Annotated in this window: 16 protein-coding genes; 15 read left to right on the top strand and 1 reads right to left on the bottom strand. The window is 67.8% G+C overall.

The features are described 5' to 3' along the window. Positions 1-18 precede the first annotated feature (18 nt). Positions 19-192 carry a hypothetical protein gene (locus AC6RV7_RS14335; protein WP_500094695.1) on the bottom strand — a complete coding sequence of 58 codons (174 nt, stop codon included), beginning with the start codon at positions 190-192 and terminating at the stop codon, positions 19-21. Between the two features lie 156 nt (positions 193-348). Here AC6RV7_RS14335 and AC6RV7_RS14330 point away from each other — a divergent pair, with 156 nt between their 5' ends. The 15 genes from AC6RV7_RS14330 (at position 349) to AC6RV7_RS14260 (ending at position 18,225) form a co-directional block, all read left to right on the top strand. Then, positions 349-495 (top strand): hypothetical protein, encoded by a 147-nt coding sequence (locus AC6RV7_RS14330; RefSeq protein ID WP_500094694.1) that lies wholly within the window; start codon positions 349-351, stop codon positions 493-495. Between the two features lie 63 nt (positions 496-558). Continuing rightward, the gene (clcA, locus tag AC6RV7_RS14325; RefSeq protein ID WP_500094693.1) at positions 559-1,869 is read left to right on the top strand and encodes a H(+)/Cl(-) exchange transporter ClcA; all 1,311 of its coding nucleotides are present in this window, start codon (positions 559-561) and stop codon (positions 1,867-1,869) included. A gap of 289 nt (positions 1,870-2,158) precedes the next feature. Then, on the top strand, positions 2,159-4,411 hold the full coding sequence (locus AC6RV7_RS14320) for a PAS domain-containing sensor histidine kinase (RefSeq protein ID WP_500094692.1): 2,253 nt from the start codon (positions 2,159-2,161) through the stop codon (positions 4,409-4,411). Beyond that, the gene (locus AC6RV7_RS14315; protein ID WP_500094691.1) at positions 4,408-5,127 is read left to right on the top strand and encodes a response regulator; all 720 of its coding nucleotides are present in this window, start codon (positions 4,408-4,410) and stop codon (positions 5,125-5,127) included. The genes AC6RV7_RS14320 and AC6RV7_RS14315 overlap by 4 nt, the downstream gene beginning before the upstream one ends. Before the next feature lie 582 nt (positions 5,128-5,709). After that, positions 5,710-6,207, top strand: coding sequence for a transcription termination/antitermination protein NusG (gene nusG / locus AC6RV7_RS14310; protein ID WP_500094690.1), 498 nt, complete (start codon positions 5,710-5,712; stop codon positions 6,205-6,207). A gap of 47 nt (positions 6,208-6,254) precedes the next feature. Then, entirely contained in the window at positions 6,255-6,428 is a 174-nt protein-coding gene (locus AC6RV7_RS14305; RefSeq protein ID WP_500094689.1) for a hypothetical protein, read from the top strand. A 26-nt stretch (positions 6,429-6,454) separates the two neighbouring features. Beyond that, positions 6,455-8,305: a glutamine--fructose-6-phosphate transaminase (isomerizing) gene (gene glmS, locus AC6RV7_RS14300; RefSeq protein WP_500094688.1), complete on the top strand. Its 1,851-nt coding sequence runs from the start codon at positions 6,455-6,457 to the stop codon at positions 8,303-8,305. A 60-nt stretch (positions 8,306-8,365) separates the two neighbouring features. Continuing rightward, entirely contained in the window at positions 8,366-9,139 is a 774-nt protein-coding gene (locus tag AC6RV7_RS14295) for a sugar transferase (protein ID WP_500094687.1), read from the top strand. Then, on the top strand, positions 9,136-10,299 hold the full coding sequence (locus AC6RV7_RS14290; protein ID WP_500094686.1) for a Gfo/Idh/MocA family protein: 1,164 nt from the start codon (positions 9,136-9,138) through the stop codon (positions 10,297-10,299). The genes AC6RV7_RS14295 and AC6RV7_RS14290 overlap by 4 nt, the downstream gene beginning before the upstream one ends. Continuing rightward, on the top strand, positions 10,296-10,817 hold the full coding sequence (locus AC6RV7_RS14285; protein WP_500094685.1) for an acyltransferase: 522 nt from the start codon (positions 10,296-10,298) through the stop codon (positions 10,815-10,817). Before AC6RV7_RS14290 ends, AC6RV7_RS14285 begins: the two co-directional genes overlap by 4 nt. Beyond that, the gene (locus AC6RV7_RS14280) at positions 10,814-11,962 is read left to right on the top strand and encodes a DegT/DnrJ/EryC1/StrS family aminotransferase (protein ID WP_500094684.1); all 1,149 of its coding nucleotides are present in this window, start codon (positions 10,814-10,816) and stop codon (positions 11,960-11,962) included. The genes AC6RV7_RS14285 and AC6RV7_RS14280 overlap by 4 nt, the downstream gene beginning before the upstream one ends. A gap of 30 nt (positions 11,963-11,992) precedes the next feature. Next, positions 11,993-13,039, top strand: a complete 1,047-nt coding sequence (locus AC6RV7_RS14275) for a lipid II:glycine glycyltransferase FemX (protein ID WP_500094683.1) — start codon at positions 11,993-11,995, stop codon at positions 13,037-13,039. Positions 13,040-13,063: 24 nt separating this feature from the next. Then, on the top strand, positions 13,064-15,247 hold the full coding sequence (locus AC6RV7_RS14270) for a GumC family protein (protein ID WP_500094682.1): 2,184 nt from the start codon (positions 13,064-13,066) through the stop codon (positions 15,245-15,247). 7 nt (positions 15,248-15,254) lie between these two features. Beyond that, positions 15,255-17,390: a glycosyltransferase gene (locus AC6RV7_RS14265; RefSeq protein WP_500094681.1), complete on the top strand. Its 2,136-nt coding sequence runs from the start codon at positions 15,255-15,257 to the stop codon at positions 17,388-17,390. Next, on the top strand, positions 17,380-18,225 hold the full coding sequence (locus AC6RV7_RS14260; protein ID WP_500094680.1) for a polysaccharide deacetylase family protein: 846 nt from the start codon (positions 17,380-17,382) through the stop codon (positions 18,223-18,225). Before AC6RV7_RS14265 ends, AC6RV7_RS14260 begins: the two co-directional genes overlap by 11 nt. The last annotated feature ends 11 nt before the right edge of the window (positions 18,226-18,236 follow it).

Here is an 18,236-nt window from a genome sequence, read left to right as displayed (position 1 = left end):
CAGGCGGCCCACGGGGTCTCAGCGGTCGGGCGGGTTGTGACGGCTTTGCCACTGCTCCTCGCCGGTGAGCTCGCGCCGCTCCGTGGCGTCCGGTCGCAGGTCGCCGCCCTGGCGCTTGATCGGGCGGCGAAACAGCAGGTAGAGCGCCGGGATGGCCAACAGAATCGGCACGATGATGAAAAGCGGATCCATGGCGCACGATAGGCCCGGGCGCGCGGAGGCGCCACGCGGCCGGCGCCCCATCCGCTCGCGGGAAAAATCCGCACGGGCGCACCGGACGATTGCCCGCAGCGCCGGCCGCGCTCGCGCCGGGCGGAACTGCGCCCGGGCGCATCGGTCTTTCGCGGCATGGCGATCGACAAGGAAAGCAGCGGCCTGCCGGAGGTCGATATCAAGCGTCGCACCACCAAGGTGAATCTTGGTGTGGTCGTCGGCGTGGTGGTGTTTCTCGTGGCGATGGCGGCGATCGTTTACTGGTTCTCGCGCCACGGTTGACCGCGGACGAAACGCGTAAATTCGCCCTTGTGTCACTGCGACGGAAGGACGTTCGCTGGTCGGATGCAGTCTGCTTCGAACGACACCGCGCTCAGCACCACGGAGGTGCGGCGGCGCCACATTGTCTTCAAGGCGATCGTCGTCGGCGTCGTCGCGGGGATTCTCGGAGGTGGGTTTCGCCTCGCGCTGGAAACCGCCGAGCATGGTCGGACGGCCTTGGTTTCGCGCTTTGACGACTGGCGTGGCCTGGCGCTGGCGGTCGCGTTGGGAGTCGTGGGCGGCAGTCTGGCGGTTTGGCTCGTGCGTCGTTTCGCGCCGCATGCCGGCGGCAGCGGCATTCCTCAAGTGAAACTCGTGCTCGCGCGCGAAATGGCGCCGGAGTGGAAACGCCTCCTGCCGGTGAAGTTCATCGGCGGCGTGCTCGGCATCGGTGGCGGACTCGCGCTCGGTCGCGAAGGCCCCACGGTGCAGATGGGCAGCGGCGTCGGCGCAATGGTCTCGGAATTACTGCGCGTGAAGGCCGGCGAAGGCGAACGACGCGCGCTGATCAGCGCCGGTGCGGGAGCGGGACTCGCGGCCGCATTCAACGCGCCGCTGTCGGGGTTGGTCTTCGTGCTCGAGGAGCTGCACGGCAATTTCACCCCGGTGCTGTTTGTGGCGGCGTTTCTCGCATCGGTTTCGGGCGACGTGGTCGCGCGCCTCCTGCTGAACGAGATGCCGGTCTTTCACGTCGGCGGAGTTCCGGCTCCGGGAGTCGCCTCGCTCCCTTGGGCCGCGCTGCTGGGCGTGGTGATGGGTGGCTTTGGCGTGCTGTTCAACCGCTGCCTGCTCGCGAGCCTCGATCTGCGTGATCGCTTCACGCGCTGGTCGCCGCTGCTGATCGGCGCGGCGATCGGCGGCTTGGTGGGGCTGGTCGGGTGGGCGGTGCCGGGACTCGCCGGATCGGGCGGCGGGCTCGTGCAACTCGCGTTGTCGGGCGCGCTCGCGTTTTCCGTGCTGCCGCTGTTCATCGTCGCCCGCTTTTCGTTGACGATGCTGAGCTACGGTTCGGGCGCCGCCGGCGGTATTTTTGCTCCGTTGCTTGTGCTGGGTGCACTCGGCGGGCTGTGTTTCGGCGTCGGAGTGCACACGGTCGCGTCGGCACCGTCGCTGACTCCGGCGGTGTTTTGCGTCCTCGGCATGGGGGCCATGTTCACCGCCGTCGTCCGCGCGCCGCTCACCGGCATCGTGCTGATGATCGAACTGACCGGCGTTTACGGTTTCATGCTCCCCCTCCTCGTCAGCTGCATGGCCGCTTACGGCGTCGCCGAGATGATGGGCAACCTGCCGATCTACGAGGCACTGCGCGAACGCGCGGTCGCGCGCGGACGTTAAGCGCGCGGCCGACGCACCCGCCCGCTTGGGGTGCATGACTTGCAAATACTGCGTGCTCTTCGGCAGCGGATGCGTAGCTCGCGGACGAAGATCGTAAATAATCGACGGATGATCGGGCCGCCTCCACTCACTGCCGCCGCGCGGGCGAGGCGGGAGAGAGAGCGCGCCGCTCCATCGGCGTTTCGCCGATACCGCGCCACCATCGGTGTTCGTCCTTGCGCTGCCGGCACCGGCTGAGTGATTTGCCTACAGGTCCCCCTTCCGCGTCGTTATGCCCCACGCGAAATCCATGACGCCAGCCGGCGACGCTCCGCGCGTGGCGGGCACGGGGTGCGGCCCACGGAAATCGCCGCAGCGGCCGCCGGCCTCGCACAAGTCCGGTCGGCCCGGCTCCCCGATCCCCTCGGGCGACCGCTTCGGGGAACTCTTCCGATTCAGTCCGCTGGGTTACCTGATCCTCGACGAAGAGGGCCGGATCCTGCGGGCGAACCCGTCCGCCGCCCGACTGCTCGGTGTATCCGAAACTTCGATTCAACGGCGCCGGCTCGCGGAATTCGTCGCCGCGGGATCCCAGGACGCGCTTTACGCCTTTCGCCGGCAGCTCTTCGGCGCGCGCGCTCCGCGCACGTGCGAACTCGCCCTCGCCTCCCGGGCGGGCCGGCCCCGGGCTGACACGATCGCCGTCGATGGCGTGCGCCTGCCCGTCCGCGCGGGTGGCCGCGTCAGCGGCCTGTGCGCTGTGCACGACATCTCCGGGTCCGTCCGTGCGACGGAACAGTTGCGCGAGACGCAGGCATTGTTTGCGCGGATCGCCGGCTCGGTGGGCGACGCGATCCTCTCGCTCGACGACCGCCGCCGGATCGAGCTCGTGAATCCGGCGGCCGAGCGGATGTTCGGCGGCGAAGCCGGACGCCTCATCGGACATCGTCTGGAAACCTTGCTGCCCGTCCGCTTCCGCACGGCGCTTCGCGCGCAACTCGAGGATCTGCGGCGACAGAGCGGCCCGACGGCGGTTCGGCTCGACGCCAAAATCGGCCGGCGGATCGACGGGGCGGAGTTTCCGATCGAGGCGACCATCGCGTGCGCGACGCTCGGCGATCGTCGCCGTTGCACGGTGGTGGTGAGAGAGCGGTCGGCTCCGGAGCAGGTCATGCAGCAGTTGCGAGCGCGGCTGGCGGCGATCGAAGCGTCGTCGACGCACGCGATCGTCAGCATCGACCTCGATGGACGCATCGAGTCCTGGAATCACGGCGCCGAACAACTCTACGGCTACGCCGCGTCGGAAATCGTCGGACGCCCGATGAGCGTTCTGCTTTTCCCGGAGGATCGCGACTCGTGGCGCGAAATGGTGGAGCGCATTCAGGCCGGGTCGCCCGTGCCGCCGTTCCATGCCGCGCGGCGCCACCAGCGTGGTCACCGCCTCGTTGTGTCGTCGTCGGTGACGCCGATCCGCGACGCGACGCAAAAGCTCACGGGCCTCGTCTGCCTCTGTCACGACGTCACGGCGCAATTGCAGATGGAGGTATCTCTGCGCGAGCGGGAGCAGGCGCTCACCGATTTTTTCGACGACGCTCCCCTCGGACTGGCCTGGGTCGACCCCGCCGGCGGCGTGATCCGCGTCAATCGCGCCCAAGGCGCGATGCTGGGCCGGCCGGAAGCCGAATTGCTCGGCGGACGTTTCAGCGACTGGTTCGTTCAGCCGGACATCGCGCAGCCGCTGCTGCAGGAGATTGCCGCCCATCGAACGGTGCACAACGTCCGCGTTCACCTGCGGACCCGCGACGGCGGCCGCGTCCACGCGCTGGCCGACGGAAACGGTTTCTGGCGCGACGATCTCCTCCTCTATTCGCGTTGGTTCGTGCGGGACGTCACCCAGCGGGTCGACCTCGAGCGCAGGATCCTGCGGGCGGTGGAAAACGAGCAGCGCCGGTTCGGCAACGATCTGCACGACGACCTTTGCCAGCAGCTTTCGGGACTGGAGTTCACGTGCATGACGCTTTCGCGCGACCGTCAGGCGGTCACGCCGGCCGGCGAGGCGCGGCTCGAGCAGCTCGCGGTCCAACTGCGGCACTGCATCGATCACGCGCGGGCGCTCGCCCGGGGCTTGGTGCCGGTCGCCCGCGGGCGCGACACGCTCGTGTCTGCGCTGCGCGAACTGGCCGCCAACACCGCGCGCGTCTACCGTCGACCCTGTCGTTTCCACTGCGATCCTCCGGTCGTCCTCGAGGATCCCGTGGCGGGCACGCATCTGTATCGCATCGCGCAGGAATCCATCAACAATGCCGTCCATCACGGGCAGGCACGCCGAATTGAACTGCGTCTCGCCGCGCGGGACGGCGAGGTGGAACTGCGGATCGAGGACGATGGCATTGGCGTCCCGGAGCACCCGCGGCAGCGTCCGGGAATCGGACTGCGCATCATGCAATACCGCGCAGCGGCCATCAACGGCACACTGCGCGTGGGCCGCCGCGACGGCGGCGGCACCGAAGTCGTCTGCACGTTTCACCCCGGCACAACTTCGCCCGACGAAGGCAGCGTATGAACCCGGTCAATACTCCGCCGCCGGAATCCGGCGGCCCCCCGCCCGGCGCCGCGAAGGCCCCGGCGCGCGTGATGGTGGTCGACGATCATCCGATCGTCCGTTCCGGTCTGGCGCAGCTGATCGACTCGCAACCCGACATGCAGGTGTGCGCGCAAGCGGCCGATGCCGCCGAAGCGATGGGCGCGCTGCCCCGCGCGCGCCCCGACCTCCTGATGACGGATTTTTCCATGCCTGGCCGAGCCGGCGTCGAGTTCATCAAGGACGTCTGGGCCTTCGATCCCCAGCTCAAGATTCTCGTGCTCACCATGCGCGAGGAGGAGCACTATGCCGAGCGCGCGCTGCGCGCCGGCGCGAGCGGCTTCATCATGAAGAACGCGGGCAGCGACGCGATTCTCGGCGCCATCCGATTGGTCCTCGCGGGCGGCGTCTTTCTCAGTCCCAGCCAGTCGGGACGGATGCTGCGCGGACTCGCCGGCCCCGCGCCACGCAATCACAAATCGATCGTAGGCCGTCTCAGCGACCGCGAGTTCGAAATTTTCCGTCTCCTCGGCGAGGGACGCGACGCGCGCGAAGTCGCGGAACTGCTCCGCCTCAGTCGCAAGACCGTCGACGTGCATCGCGCCAACATCAAGCGCAAGCTCGCGATCACCAGCTCGACGGCGCTCATCCGCACCGCCGTGCAGTGGGTCGAGAACGAGTCCAGGCACTCGAATTGACGTCGTCGCGCCTGCGCGGTTTTTCGCCCTCCGCAGCGCTGGCAAATTCGCCGACAAAAGCGATGCGCCTAAAGCATCCCTTTAGTGCGGATCTCTCAAAATCCTCAGTTGACCCCGCGCACCTCGTCCGCCCCCGCGGTCGGCGCCGCAAGACCCTAGGGAAACGGCCTATTCTGGCCGTAAAATCTACCCAATTGATCGCGACGTAGCCGTCGGATAAGCTGACGTCCATGTCCGACGTAAGGTTTATCTGCCAGCGTTCGTACCTTGCGACAAAGGCTCCGTCGTTCGCGTGCGTTCATGTCAATGCAGCCGACGCGGGCCGCCACCGCCTCTGCGCGCTTTGCTTTCCGGATCGAGTTCGCGCCACGCCGCGGTCGCAGTGATTTTCCTGCTCCTGTTCGTCCTGCCTTAGCGGTTCAGCTCCCTCTTGCCCGCCCTGATCGTCGCCGCCTTCCGGCCGTTGTCGTCGTAGGTGGCTCGCTTCCTTGCTTCGCACCTAAGTGATGTACTTGCCCCTCGGGCATGCACCGCGATGGCGGCAGCTTTTTCAACCAGGCCTTTCCACCACCCCCGCCTCCGATGAACTGGTTCTGCCTCCACACCAAACCGAAGAAGGAGTCGCAGATCGTGACCTATCTTCGCACGAACCTGCAGCTGGAAACCTACTGCCCCCTGCTGCAGGAGTATCGCACGATTCGCCGGGTACGACGTCGCGTCGTCGGGCCGCTTTTTCCGCGCTACGTTTTCTGTCGTTTCGATCCCGGCATCTCCTTTCGCGCGGTCCGCTACGCTCCGGACATCGACGATATCGTACAATTCGGCGGACGCCCGGCCGTCGTCGCGGATGCCTTGGTCGCGGAGTTGCGCGAGTGGGCCGGCGACGCCCTCGCGGCCGCGCAGGTGCAGCGCAGCCTGCAGGCGGGCGACCGCGTGGAAATTGCCCAGGGTCCGCTGCGGGGCCTGACCGCGATTATCCTCCACGCGCGCGACGACGCGGATCGCGTCGAAATCCTCCTCACGCTGCTGCAGCACGGCGCGCGCATGTCCGTGCACCGGGATCAACTCGTGCCGGCCTGACGGCACCTCCTCGTTTCGCTTCGCCTCAATCCAACCCGCCCATCGCCATGAACCTGTTCTCCGGTTTCAACCACCTCGCCGGCGTGCCGGCCTCGCTCGATTCCTGCCCTGTCCTCGGTGCGGTCCTTCGACTGCCCGATGGCGCGAGCACCGCCGCCCTGCTCCTGCTCGGCGTCGCGTTGCTGCTCGGCGCCCTGCGCTTCCTTCGTCCGCGGAAATAGCGACCGTTGTCGCGCCTCCCTCCGCCATGTGCGGCATCATCGGCTACGTCGGACGGCAGCCTGCCGTCCCGATCCTGCTCGAGGGCTTGAAGCGGCTCGAGTATCGAGGCTACGACTCGGCCGGCCTCTGCACGGTCGAGTCGCACGGACTCTCCCTCGCCAAACGTGCGGGGCGGGTCGAGGCGCTGTCGCGGCTCGTCCTGCCGCAGGCGCTGAAAGGAACGTGCGGCATCGGCCACACGCGCTGGGCGACGCACGGACGCGTCAGCGACGCCAATGCGCACCCGCACCTGAGCAGCGACGGGAAGTTCGCGCTGATCCACAATGGCGTCATTGAAAACTTTCTCCCCTTGCGCCGCTTCCTCGCCGAGCGCGGCTATGTTTCGCGTTCCGAAACTGACAGCGAGGTGTTCTGCAACCTGATCGCCTACCATTACGCGCACGCGGACGCCTCGCTCAACGGCAGCCGGCTGCTCGCCGCAGTGCGTGGCGCCCTGGCCGATGTCGAGGGCACCTATGGCATCGCGCTGCTTTCGGTCGATCACCCCGGCAACATCGTGGCCGCGCGCAAGGCCTCGCCGCTGGTGCTCGGGCTGGGCGACGGCGAGTACATCGTCGCCTCCGACGTCGCAGCCTTTCTCGGGCGCACGCAGAACGTCGTTTACCTGAAGGATGGCGAGATCGCGCTGCTCACGCCGGACTCGTTCGCGATCCGGACGTTCGACCTCGCGAGCGTCGAGCCGGCGCTGTCCACGATCGACTGGTCGGTCGACAGCGTGGAGCTCGGCGGGCACCCGCACTTCATGTTGAAGGAGATCTTCGAGCAGCCAACCGCGCTCGAAAACACGATGCGCGGCCGCATCGCGGAGGACGGAAGCACCGCGAAGTTCGGCGGACTCAACGTCACCGCGGCGGAGCTCCGCGGGATCGAACGCTTTCATTTCTGCGCCTGCGGCACCGCGTGGCATGCGTGCCTGGTCGCCGAACATCTGATCGAACGCTTCGCGCGGATCCCCTGCGAAGTCGATTACGCCTCGGAGTTCCGCTACCGCAACGCCCCGCTGCAGGCCAACACGCTGATGTTCGTGATCAGCCAGTCGGGTGAAACGATCGACACGCTCGCCGCCTTGCGCGAGGCCCGGCGCAAGGGTCATCGCGTGCTCGCCATCAGCAACGTCGTCGGCTCCACCATCGCCCGCGAGACCGACGGCGGCATCTACCAGCACGTCGGACCGGAAATCGGCGTCGCTTCGACGAAGGCGTTCACTTCGCAACTGCTCCTCGGCGCGCTGATCGCGCTCTATGTTGCCCGTCTGCGCGACATGAGTTTCAGCGACGGACTCGCCTACGTGACGGCGCTCAAGACCGCGCCGGACCTCGTCCGCCGCGTCCTCGCCCAGGCCCCGCGCGTGCGCGACATCGCGCAGCGTTTTGCGAACGCGAGCGACATGCTTTTCCTCGGCCGGCTTTCGCTCTTTCCGATCGCGCTCGAGGGCGCGCTCAAGCTCAAGGAGGTCTCCTACCTGCACGCCGAAGGTTACCCTGCGGCGGAAATGAAACACGGCCCCATCGCCCTCGTCAGCGAACACTGTCCATCCGTCATCTTCGCCCCGGCCGGCGAGATGTTCCCGAAGGTCCTGTCGTCGATGCAGGAGATCAAGGCCCGCCGCGGGCCGGTGATCGCGATCGTGACCGAGGGCACCGAACTGCCCGACGGGCTCGCCGACGAGACGATTTTCCTCCCGCCCTGCCACGAGGCCGTCCTGCCGATCGTGGCCACCGTCCCCGTGCAGCTCCTGGCGTATTACATCGCCCTCGAGCGCGCCTGCGACGTCGACAAGCCCCGCAACCTCGCCAAGTCCGTCACCGTGGAGTGAATACGGCGGCGCCGCCGTTCGCTCCGTTTCACCCCGCCGGACCCGGCCGGGGTGCCTGCCATGTCCGTTCTGCCGATCTCCGCCGCCGCGGCGCTTCCCCGCTGGAAGCGCACGCTCGATCTCGCGGGCGTCCTCGTCGCGCTGCCGCTGCTGGGAGTGTGCGTGCTCCTGGTCTGGTTCCTCGTGCTGCTGTTTTCCCGCGGACCGATCTTCTTCGAGCAGGAGCGGATCGGCCTCGATGGCCGCGTCTTCCGGTTGCTGAAATTTCGCACCATGCACCTGGGCGCGGAGACCGACTCGCACCGCGCCCACGTGGCCGCCTTGTTCCGCTCGGGGACGCCGATGCAGAAGCTCGACGGCCGCCGCGATCCGCGTCTGTTTCCCGGCGGCTGGCTGCTGCGGGCCTCGGGTCTGGACGAGCTGCCGCAGATCCTGAACGTGCTGCGCAGCGAGATGAGTCTCGTGGGCCCGCGTCCGTGCCTCCCGTACGAACTGGAGCATTTCGACGCCGCACAACGGCGGCGCTTTGCGGCCATGCCCGGCCTGACCGGGCTCTGGCAGGTTTCCGGTAAAAACCGGACCACGTTCGAAAAGATGATCCAGCTCGATCTCGCCTACCGCGAACGGCTGTCGCTGCGCGGCGACCTGTGGATCCTCGCCCGCACCGCGCCGGTGCTCCTCGGGCAGGTGCTCGAGGCGCTTCGCGTTCGCCGCCGCGCCCGGATCGCCGTCCTCGGCGTCGACTCCCGCGATGCGCCCGCTTCCCGCGCCGTGGCCGTGCCGCGGCCCATTCCCTCCACTCCGCATCGTCCGCCTTCCATTCCGGTCCCATGAAAAAAAGAATCAACGTCGCCGTCGTCGGCTGTGGCTATTGGGGCCCCAACCTGATCCGCAACTTTCACGCGCTGGACGAATGTCGTGTGCGCGCCGTGTGCGATGCCAGCCCGGAACGCCTGGCGCACATGCACGAGCTGTATCCTGAGGTCGAAGGGGTCGCGCAGTTCGACGCGCTCGTCCGCCGCAGCGACCTGGATGCGATCGCGATCGCCACCCCGGTCCGGTTTCACTTTCCGATGGCCAAGGCTGCGCTCCTCGCGGGCAAGCACGTGCTGATCGAGAAGCCGATGGCGGCATCGATCGCCCAGTGTGAGGAACTCAATGCTCTCGCCGCCGCCCGGGGACTCGTCCTCATGGTGGGACACACGTTCCTGTACTCGGCCGCCGTCCGGAAGATCAAGGAGATCGTCGACAACCACGACATCGGCGACCTCCGCTACATTTCCGCGCGCCGGCTCAACCTCGGGCTCTTTCAGAAGGACATCAACGTCGCCTGGGACCTCGCACCGCACGATATCTCGATCATCCTGCACATCATGCAGGAGCTGCCGCACAGCGTGAACTGTCGCGGCGCCGCCCTCATCACGCAGGGCATCGAGGACGTGACCGCGATGACCCTGCACTTCGCGAAGGAACGCTCCGCGATCATCCACAGCAGCTGGCACGATCCGCGGAAAATCCGGGAGATGACCATCGTCGGCAGCAAGCGCATGATCGTTTACGACGACATCGCCACGCAGGAGAAGGTGAAAATCTTCGACGTCCGCGTGGAACGCCCGCCGCACTACGACACGTTCGCGGAGTTCCATTACGCGTATCACTACGGCGACACCTATTCGCCCTATGTGAAACAGGACGAGCCGCTGCGCACCGAGTGCCGTCACTTCCTCGACTGCATCGCCACCGGCGCCGTCCCGCTCACCTCGGGCGTGTCCGGCATGGAGATCGTGCGCATCCTCGAAGCCTCCACCGCCTCGTTGAAGGCCAGCGGCGCGCCGATCGAACTCGGGCCGGCGCCGCTGCCCGGACGCTCCGCGCCGCCCTTCTCGTTCAGCTCCGGCTACCGTTCCGCCCGTGCGACGGCCGCCGCGGCTTCAAGCAACGGCAACGGCATCCGCCCGAAATCGCCCGAGGCTCGTCCGCACGCCGCGAAATGAACCTCGCCGCCACCCAGTTGATCGCGCCCGACGTGAAGCTCGGGCGCGGCGTCCGCTGCTACGGTTTCGTCAATCTCTACGGCTGTGAGATCGGCGACGAGACGCGCATCGGCACGTTTGTCGAGATTCAGAAGGGCGTGCGCATCGGCCGCCGCTGCAAGATCTCGAGTCACACGTTCGTCTGCGAGGGCGTCACCATCGAAGACGAGGTGTTCATCGGCCACGGCGTCACGTTCATCAACGATCTCCGTCCCCGCGCGACCAACGGCGACGGTGCGCTGCAGGACGAGCGCGACTGGCAGTGCATTCCCACCGTCGTGAAGCGCGGGGCCTCGATCGGATCCGGCGCCACGCTCCGGGGCGGCATCACCATCGGCGAACGCGCGCTCGTCGGCGCCGGCGCCGTCGTCACTCACGACGTGCCGCCCGACACGGTCGTCGCCGGCAATCCCGCCCGGCCGCTCCCGCCGCACCGCTCCGAGACCGCTGAATCCGCTTCGTCCGCTCAACTCCCATGAAATCCGTCAATGTCCCGTTTCTTGACCTGAACGCGCTGCACCGCCCGCTCCGCGAACAGTTCCTCGCCGCCATCGGCGAGGTGATCGACAGCAGCGCGTTCGCCGGCGGCCCGTTCGTCGCGCAGTTCGAACGCGATTTCGCCGCCTTCTGCCACAGCCGCTACGCCGCCGGGGTGGGCAGCGGCACCGACGCCCTCTGGCTTTCCCTGCTCGCGCTCGGCATCGGTCCGGGCGATGAGGTCATCACCGTTCCCGCCACCTTCATGGCGACGGCGGAAGCGATCAGTTACACCGGCGCCCGGCCGGTGTTCGTCGACATCGATCCGGTCACCTACACCATGAATCCCGCGCTGCTCGAGAGCGCCATCACGCCCCGGACCCGCGCGATCATTCCCGTGCACCTTTACGGGCAGATGGCGGACATGGACGCCATCATGGAAATCGCCCGGCGACACGGCCTGCGGGTGGTCGAGGATGCCTGCCAGGCGCACGGCGCCGAATACAAGGGCCGCCGAGCAGGCTCGATCGGCGACCTCGGCTGCTTCAGTTTTTATCCGGGCAAGAACCTCGGCGCGCTCGGCGAGGCGGGGGCGGTCGTGACCGACGATCAGGCGCTCGCCCAACGCATCTTCGTACTACGCGATCACGGTCAGGAGCGCCGATACCATCACACCCGCATCGGCTGGAACGCGCGCATGGACGGCATCCAGGCCGCCTGCCTCCGCATCAAGCTGCGCACGCTCGAACGCGACAATGCCATGCGCCGCGAACTCGCTCGCGCCTACGAAACCGGGCTGGCCGGCTGCCCCAACATCGTCACACCCGTCACCGCTCCGGGGCAGCTGCACGTGTTCCACCTTTACGCCGTGCGCGTGCGCGGCCGCGACCATCTCGCCAACGTGCTCGCGCAGCGCGGCATCGCCACCGGCATCCATTACCCGAAGCCCGTGCACCTGCAGGAGGCGTATCAATCGCTTGGTTACAAGCCCGGCTCCTTTCCCGTCGCGGAGGAGTGGGCCGGCGAGGTGCTTTCGCTCCCGATGTACGCCCAGCTCACCTTCGACCAGGTGGCCGGCGTCGCCGCCGAACTGCGCGACGCGCTCGAGCAGCAGTCGTCCCAGGCCGAGCTCAGCCATTCCCTCTGACACCTTCCTTCGCGCTGCCCACCCGCTGCGATGCCGGCCGCTCCCGTCCAGCGCGAAAACCCGCTCACCGCGGCGGGCTGGGACCGCCGTGTCGCCGGCCTGCCCGACGCGACCTGCTTCCACACCGCGGGCTGGGCCGCCGTCTTGCACCACGCCTATGGCTGCCGGCCTTTCTATCTCACCACCGCCACCGTCGCAGGAAATCTCGTCGGGGCCTTGCCGTTGATGGAGGTCGACTCCTGGCTCAGCGGCCGACGCGGAGTGTCGCTCCCGTTCAGCGACACTTGTGTCGCGAGCTGCAACGGAGACGCGACGCCTGAAAATCTGCTGGCGGCGGCGATCGCCGAGGGACGCGCCCGCCGCTGGCGCTATCTCGAGCTGCGCAGTGCGTGCGGACTCGCCCCGACCGCCGTCCCGTATTGCCGCTACCACGGCCATCGCATCGATCTCCAGCAGCCGCCGGCCGCACTGTTCGCGGCGTGTCGCGAGCGCACCCGCCGCGCCGTCCGCCGCGCGGAACGCAGCGGAGTTTCCATCGAGTTCTCCCAAAGCCTCGCGTCCGTCCGAAGCTTCTACGAGCTCCACGGCGTCACCCGGCGCCGCCACGGCGTGCCGCCCCAGCCGTTCCGTTTCTTCGACGGACTGCACCAGCACCTGCTCGCGCGCCATCAGGGTTGGGTCGTCCTCGCGCGGCACGAGGGTCGGCCGGTCGCGGGCGCGCTCTTTCTCCATTTCGGCCGTCACGCTCTTTATAAGTACAGCGCCTCGCTGCCGGCGGCCCGTCCGGTTCGCGCCAACCACCTCGTGCTCTGGCGCGCCCTCGAGTGGTATGCGGAGCATGGCTTCGCGTCGCTCGATCTCGGTCGGACCGCGACCGGCCACGAGGGTCTCCGCCAGTTCAAGCTCGGCTGGAATCCCGAGGAACGCCGCATCGACTACTTTCGTCTCGATCCCCGCTCCGGCCGCTTCCTCACCGGCCGGTTGCCTTCCACGGACTGGACCCGCCGCTTCGTCCAGGTGCTTCCTCTTTCACTCGCCCGCTGGGTGGGCGCGACTCTCTACCGGCACGCCGCTTGACGGCTGCCTCCGCTTCATTTTGCCGTGACCCCGCCACTCGATCGTACCGACGGCCCCGGTTGGTCGCTGAGCGACATCTACCTGGTCCTGTTCCGCCACAAGACCGGCATTCTCACGTGCTCGTTCATCGGGATCGCTCTTGCGGTCGCCGCCCGCCTGCTGCTGCCGCCGCCGTATCAATCGGAGGCCAAGCTGTTCATCCGCTACGTCGCCGAGACGAAGGCGCCCGCGCCGGCGGCCGGGCTGGCCACCGCCAAGTCGCCCGACCAGCGCGGCGAAACCATCCTCGATTCGGAAATGGAGATCATCACGAGCTGGGACCTCGCCCGCCAGGTCGCCGAAGCCGTGGGGCCGCGCACCATCCTCGGCGACGCGCCGCCCGGCAACGAGCTCAACCGCGCCGCGGCAACCATCCGCCGCGACCTCCTTGTCGAAAGTCCGCCGCGCAGCAGTGTCATCCGCCTCGCTTACCGCCACCGCGATCCACAGGTCGCCCCGCGCGTGCTGCGCGAGGTGATCGACCACTATCTTCGTCTCCACGTCGAAATCCATCGCGCCTCCGGCACCGTCGACGAATTTCTCACCCGCGAAACCGACCAGCTCCGCGCCCAGCTCGCCCAGACCGAGGAGGATCTCCGCCGCTCGCGTAACAAGGCCGGCGTGCTCTCCCTCGAAGACGCCAAGCGCACCTACACCGAACAGATCGCGTCGTTGCGACAGCAGATCTTCGCCACGCAGGCCGAACTCGCCGAACGCACCGCGATCCTGGAGGAGCTCCGGAAGCGTTCGCCCACGCCGGCCGCGGCGCCGACGCCCACCGTCAACGAAACCGTCGCTCCCACCGAGCGCGTCGAGGAATACCGCAGCCTCGTCCTTCGCCTCGAGGCCCTCCACCGGATGGAGCAGGACCTGCTCACGCAGTTCCGCGACGAAAATGCCCGTGTCAAAGACGTGCGCACACAGATCGCCGCCGTCGAGAAGAGCCGCGCCGAACTCGAGGCCACCTACCCGCAGTTCACCCGCAGCAAGCTCGCTCTCCCGCCGTCCGTCGCCGGCGCCCCGGCGAGCGCTGAGACCGATCTCGAGACCCAGTCGATCCGCGTCGCCGCCCTTGAGTCGAAGCTGAAACTCCTGAACACGCAGATGAACGCGCTGCGCGCCGAAGCCGCCGGCGTCGACGACCTCGAGCCCGCCATCGCCGAACTGCGTCGCAAGAAGGACCTCGCCGAGACGAATTACCGTTACTACGCCTCGACACTCGAGCAGGCGCGGGTTGACGAGGCGTTCGGCGCCGGACGCGTCTCCAATATCAGCCAGATCCAGACGCCCTCGCCGGCCATCCGCGATACCTCCGGTCTTCAAAAGATCATGCTCGTGCTCGGCGGCGGCGGGATCCTCGTGGGTCTCGGCTGGGCCTTCGTCGCCGAACTCTACCTCGACCGCACCGTCAAGCATCCCGCCGATATCGAGCGGCTGCTGCGTCCCCCCATCCTCCTGTCCATTCCAGACGCGCGCCGTCCTGGCCGCTCCCGCGCGCCGGCACTCGTCGCGCTTCGCGACGGCACGGCATCGGAGTTTCTCCGTCCGTTTCACGAGACGCTGCGCGACCGGCTGATCGGCTTCTTCGAAAGCAACGGCCTGGACCACAAACCGAAGCTCGTCGCCGTCACGGGCGTGGGTAAGGGCGTGGGGATCTCCACCACCGCCGCCGGCCTCGCCCGCAGTCTCTCCGAGATCGGCGAGGGCAACGTCCTCCTGGTCGACATGACCATCGGCCAGGAATCCGCGCGCCATTTCGTCCGCGGCAAAGCGATGTGCGATCTCGACCAGGTGCTCGAAACCCAGAGCCGCGACCCCGCGCAGGTGGAGGCCAATCTCTTCGTCGTCGCCGAAGGCGCGAATCACGAGCAGCTCTCCCGCCGGCTGCCGCAGCGCTTCGCGCATCTCGCGCCCAAGCTCCGCGCCAGCGAGTTCGACTACATCATCTTCGACCTGCCGGCCGTCAGCCCGATCAGCATCACTCCGCGCGTCGCCGGCTTCATGGACATGCTCGTCCTCGTCGTCCAGTCCGAGGTCACCGGCCAGGACGTGATGCAGCGCGCCGCCGCGCTCCTCGGGGAGCGGCGGGTGCCGGTCGCGGTCGTCCTCAATCGCACCCGCGCCTACCTGCCCGCGTGGCTGAAGCAGGATTCAGGATTCGAAGCCTGACGCGCCCATGCCGAGCAAGACCGGCCTTTATTATCTGCTGAAACCCATCCTGCCGTGGCGGCTCCGGATGGCGCTGCGCCGCGTCTCCGCGCGTCGGATACGTGCCCGCTCGGCCGCCCACTGGCCGATCGACGAGCGCGCGGGTCGACCGCCCACCGGCTGGCCGGGCTGGCCCGGCCACCTGCCGTTCGCCTTCGTGCTCACGCACGATGTCGAGAGCGCGGCCGGACTCGCGCGCTGCCAGCGTCTGGCCGAGCTCGAGATGGCCCTCGGCTTCCGCTCGTCCTTCAACTTCATCCCCGAAAATGGCTACTCCGTCCCGCCCAGTTTGCGCGACTGGCTCGGCGCGCAGGGCTTCGAGGTCGCGGTGCACGATCTCGAGCACGACGGCCGCCTGTTCGCGTCCGCGCGCGGCTTCGAACGCAAGGCCGCGCGCATCAACCGGTATCTGCGCGAATGGGGCAGCGTCGGCTTTCGCGCCGGCTTCATGTTGCGGAACCTGCGCTGGCTGCATCGGCTGGAGATCGCCTACGACTCGTCCACCTTCGACACGGACCCCTTCGAGCTCCAGCCCCGCGGCGCTGGGACGGTGTTTCCGATCTGGATCCGCGCACCGGCCGGCGGGCCGGACGACGGCTATGTCGAGCTGCCCTACACGCTGCCGCAGGACTCCACCCTGTTTCTCGTCCTGCGGGAAAGCACGCCGGAGCTCTGGTTCCGCAAGCTCGCCTGGATCGCGCGGAAGGGCGGGATGGCGCTGCTCAACGTGCACCCCGACTACGTGCGGTTTCCCGAGGAACCCGCTTCGGCCCGAACGTATCCGGTTTCTCACTATATAGACCTTCTCCGGCACGTCCGCGAGCGCTACGCCGGCCGGTATTGGCAGCCGCTGCCGCGCCAGCTCGCGGCCTGCGTCCGCGATTTTTCGCCTCGCCCTGCGCCGCCCCGGCCGCGCCGGATCGCGATGATCACGCACTCGCACTACGAAAGCGACAGCCGGGTCATCCGTTACGCCGAAACTCTGGTTCGTCGCGGCGACACCGTCGACGTCCTCGCCCTGCGCCGCAGCCCCGAGCTTCCCCGCCAGGAACTCGTCGGCGGCGTGAACGTCTGCCGGATCCAGGCGCGTTTCTCAAAATCCACGCAGTCGCGCCTGGCCTACGCGTGGCCGCTCTTGCGCTTCCTCTGCGCGTCGTCCTGGCACCTGAGCCGCCGGCATCTGCGCGAGCGCTACGATCTGGTCCACGTCCACAACCTGCCCGATTTCCTGGTCTTCGCCGCCTGGCTGCCCCGCCTCGCCGGCACGCCCGTGATCCTCGATATTCACGACCTCGTGCCGGAGTTCTACGGCAGCAAATTCTCGGCGCAGGGGCGGCACCGCCAGCTTGCCCTCCTGCGCTGGATCGAGCGACGCGCCGCCCGTTTTGCCAATCACGTGATCATCTCGAATCACCTGTGGCTGGAGAAATTCGCCGCGCGCACCGGCACCCGCGAAAAATGCTCCGTCTTCATCAATCACGTCGACAACGCCACGTTCCACCGCGGCCTGCGCACCCGTCACGACGAGCGGCAGATCGTGCTTTTTCCCGGCGGATTGCAGTGGCACCAAGGCGTCGATCTCGCGTTGCAGGCGTTCAAGCTCGTTGCCGCGGAGCTGCCGCACGCCGAGTTTCACATCTACGGCGACGGCAACATGGCGCCGGCCCTCAAAGAGCTGGCCGGCCGGATCGGGCTCAACGGGCGGGTGTCGTTTTTTCCTCCCGTGTCCGCGACGCGGATTGCCGCGATCATGGCCAACGCGGACGTCGGCGTCGTGCCCAAGCGGGCCGATTCCTTCGGCAATGAAGCCTACAGCACCAAGATCATGGAGTTCATGTCGCTCGGCGTGCCGGTCGTCGTTTCGCGCACCCAGATCGATCAGTATTACTTTGACGATTCTGTCGTGCGCTTCTTCGAGTCGGGCAATGTCGCCGAGCTGGCGCAGGCCCTCGTCGAGGTGCTGCGGGACGCCGACCTGCGGCAACGGCTGACCGAACGCGCCCTCGGCTACGCGCAGCGTCACGGCTGGGCGTCACGAAAATCCGAATACCTGCAGCTGGTGGACCGCCTCGCCGGTGCCGCCGCGCCCTCCGATGCACCTTGACCGCTTGATCACCCTGCGCCTGGTCCGGCCGTGGCGTTCGCTGTCCGGGCCGGCGGATCCGCACCTGCCGATCCTCATGTATCACCGGCTCGCCGACGACCCGGAGCCGGGAATCCCGCCGTTCAAACGGCTCTGCACGTCGGCGGCGCGTTTCTCCGAGCATATGCAATGGCTGGCCGAGGCCGGCTGGCGCGGCGTCGGAGTCAGCGAGGCGCTGACGGCCGACCCATCTCCCAACAACGCGCATCGCTGCTGCGCGATCACCTTCGACGACGGCTTGCTGGATTTCGCCGTCGCGGCCGCGCCGGTGCTCGCACGTCACGGCTTTGGCGCCACGGTGTATCTCCCCACCGCCTTCATCGGCGACACGCGTCGCTCCTTTCAATCGCATCCGTGCCTGACCTGGGAGGAGGTTCGCGAACTGCACCGCGCGGGCTTCGAGTTCGGCTCCCACACGGTCAATCATCCGCGCCTGCACGAGCTGCCCTGGAGCGAGGTGCTTCACGAAATGGACGCCTCCAAGGCCGCGATCGAACAGCAGCTCGGCGCCCGCATCTCCGGCTTTTCGCATCCGTATGCCTACCCGCAGGCGGATCGTCGCTTCGCGGCGTCGATGGCCCTCGCGCTCCATCTCGCCGGCTACACCCACGGCGTGACCACCGCAATCGGACGCGCCGACCCGGACGCCGAGCGGTTCGCCCTGCGGCGGCTGCCGGTCAGCGGAGCGGACGACCGCGACCTGTTCCTCGCCAAGGTCGAAGGCGCCTACGACTGGCTGGGCCGGCCGCAGGCGTGGTCGAAAACCGCGCGTTATCTCGCCACCGGCCGCGCTTAGCCGCGCCCCGC

The sequence above is a fragment of the Opitutus sp. sgz309028 genome, assembly GCF_059821195.1.
The sequence above is the reverse complement of the archived record's forward strand: the minus strand, read 5'-3'. Positions and strand labels throughout refer to the sequence as shown.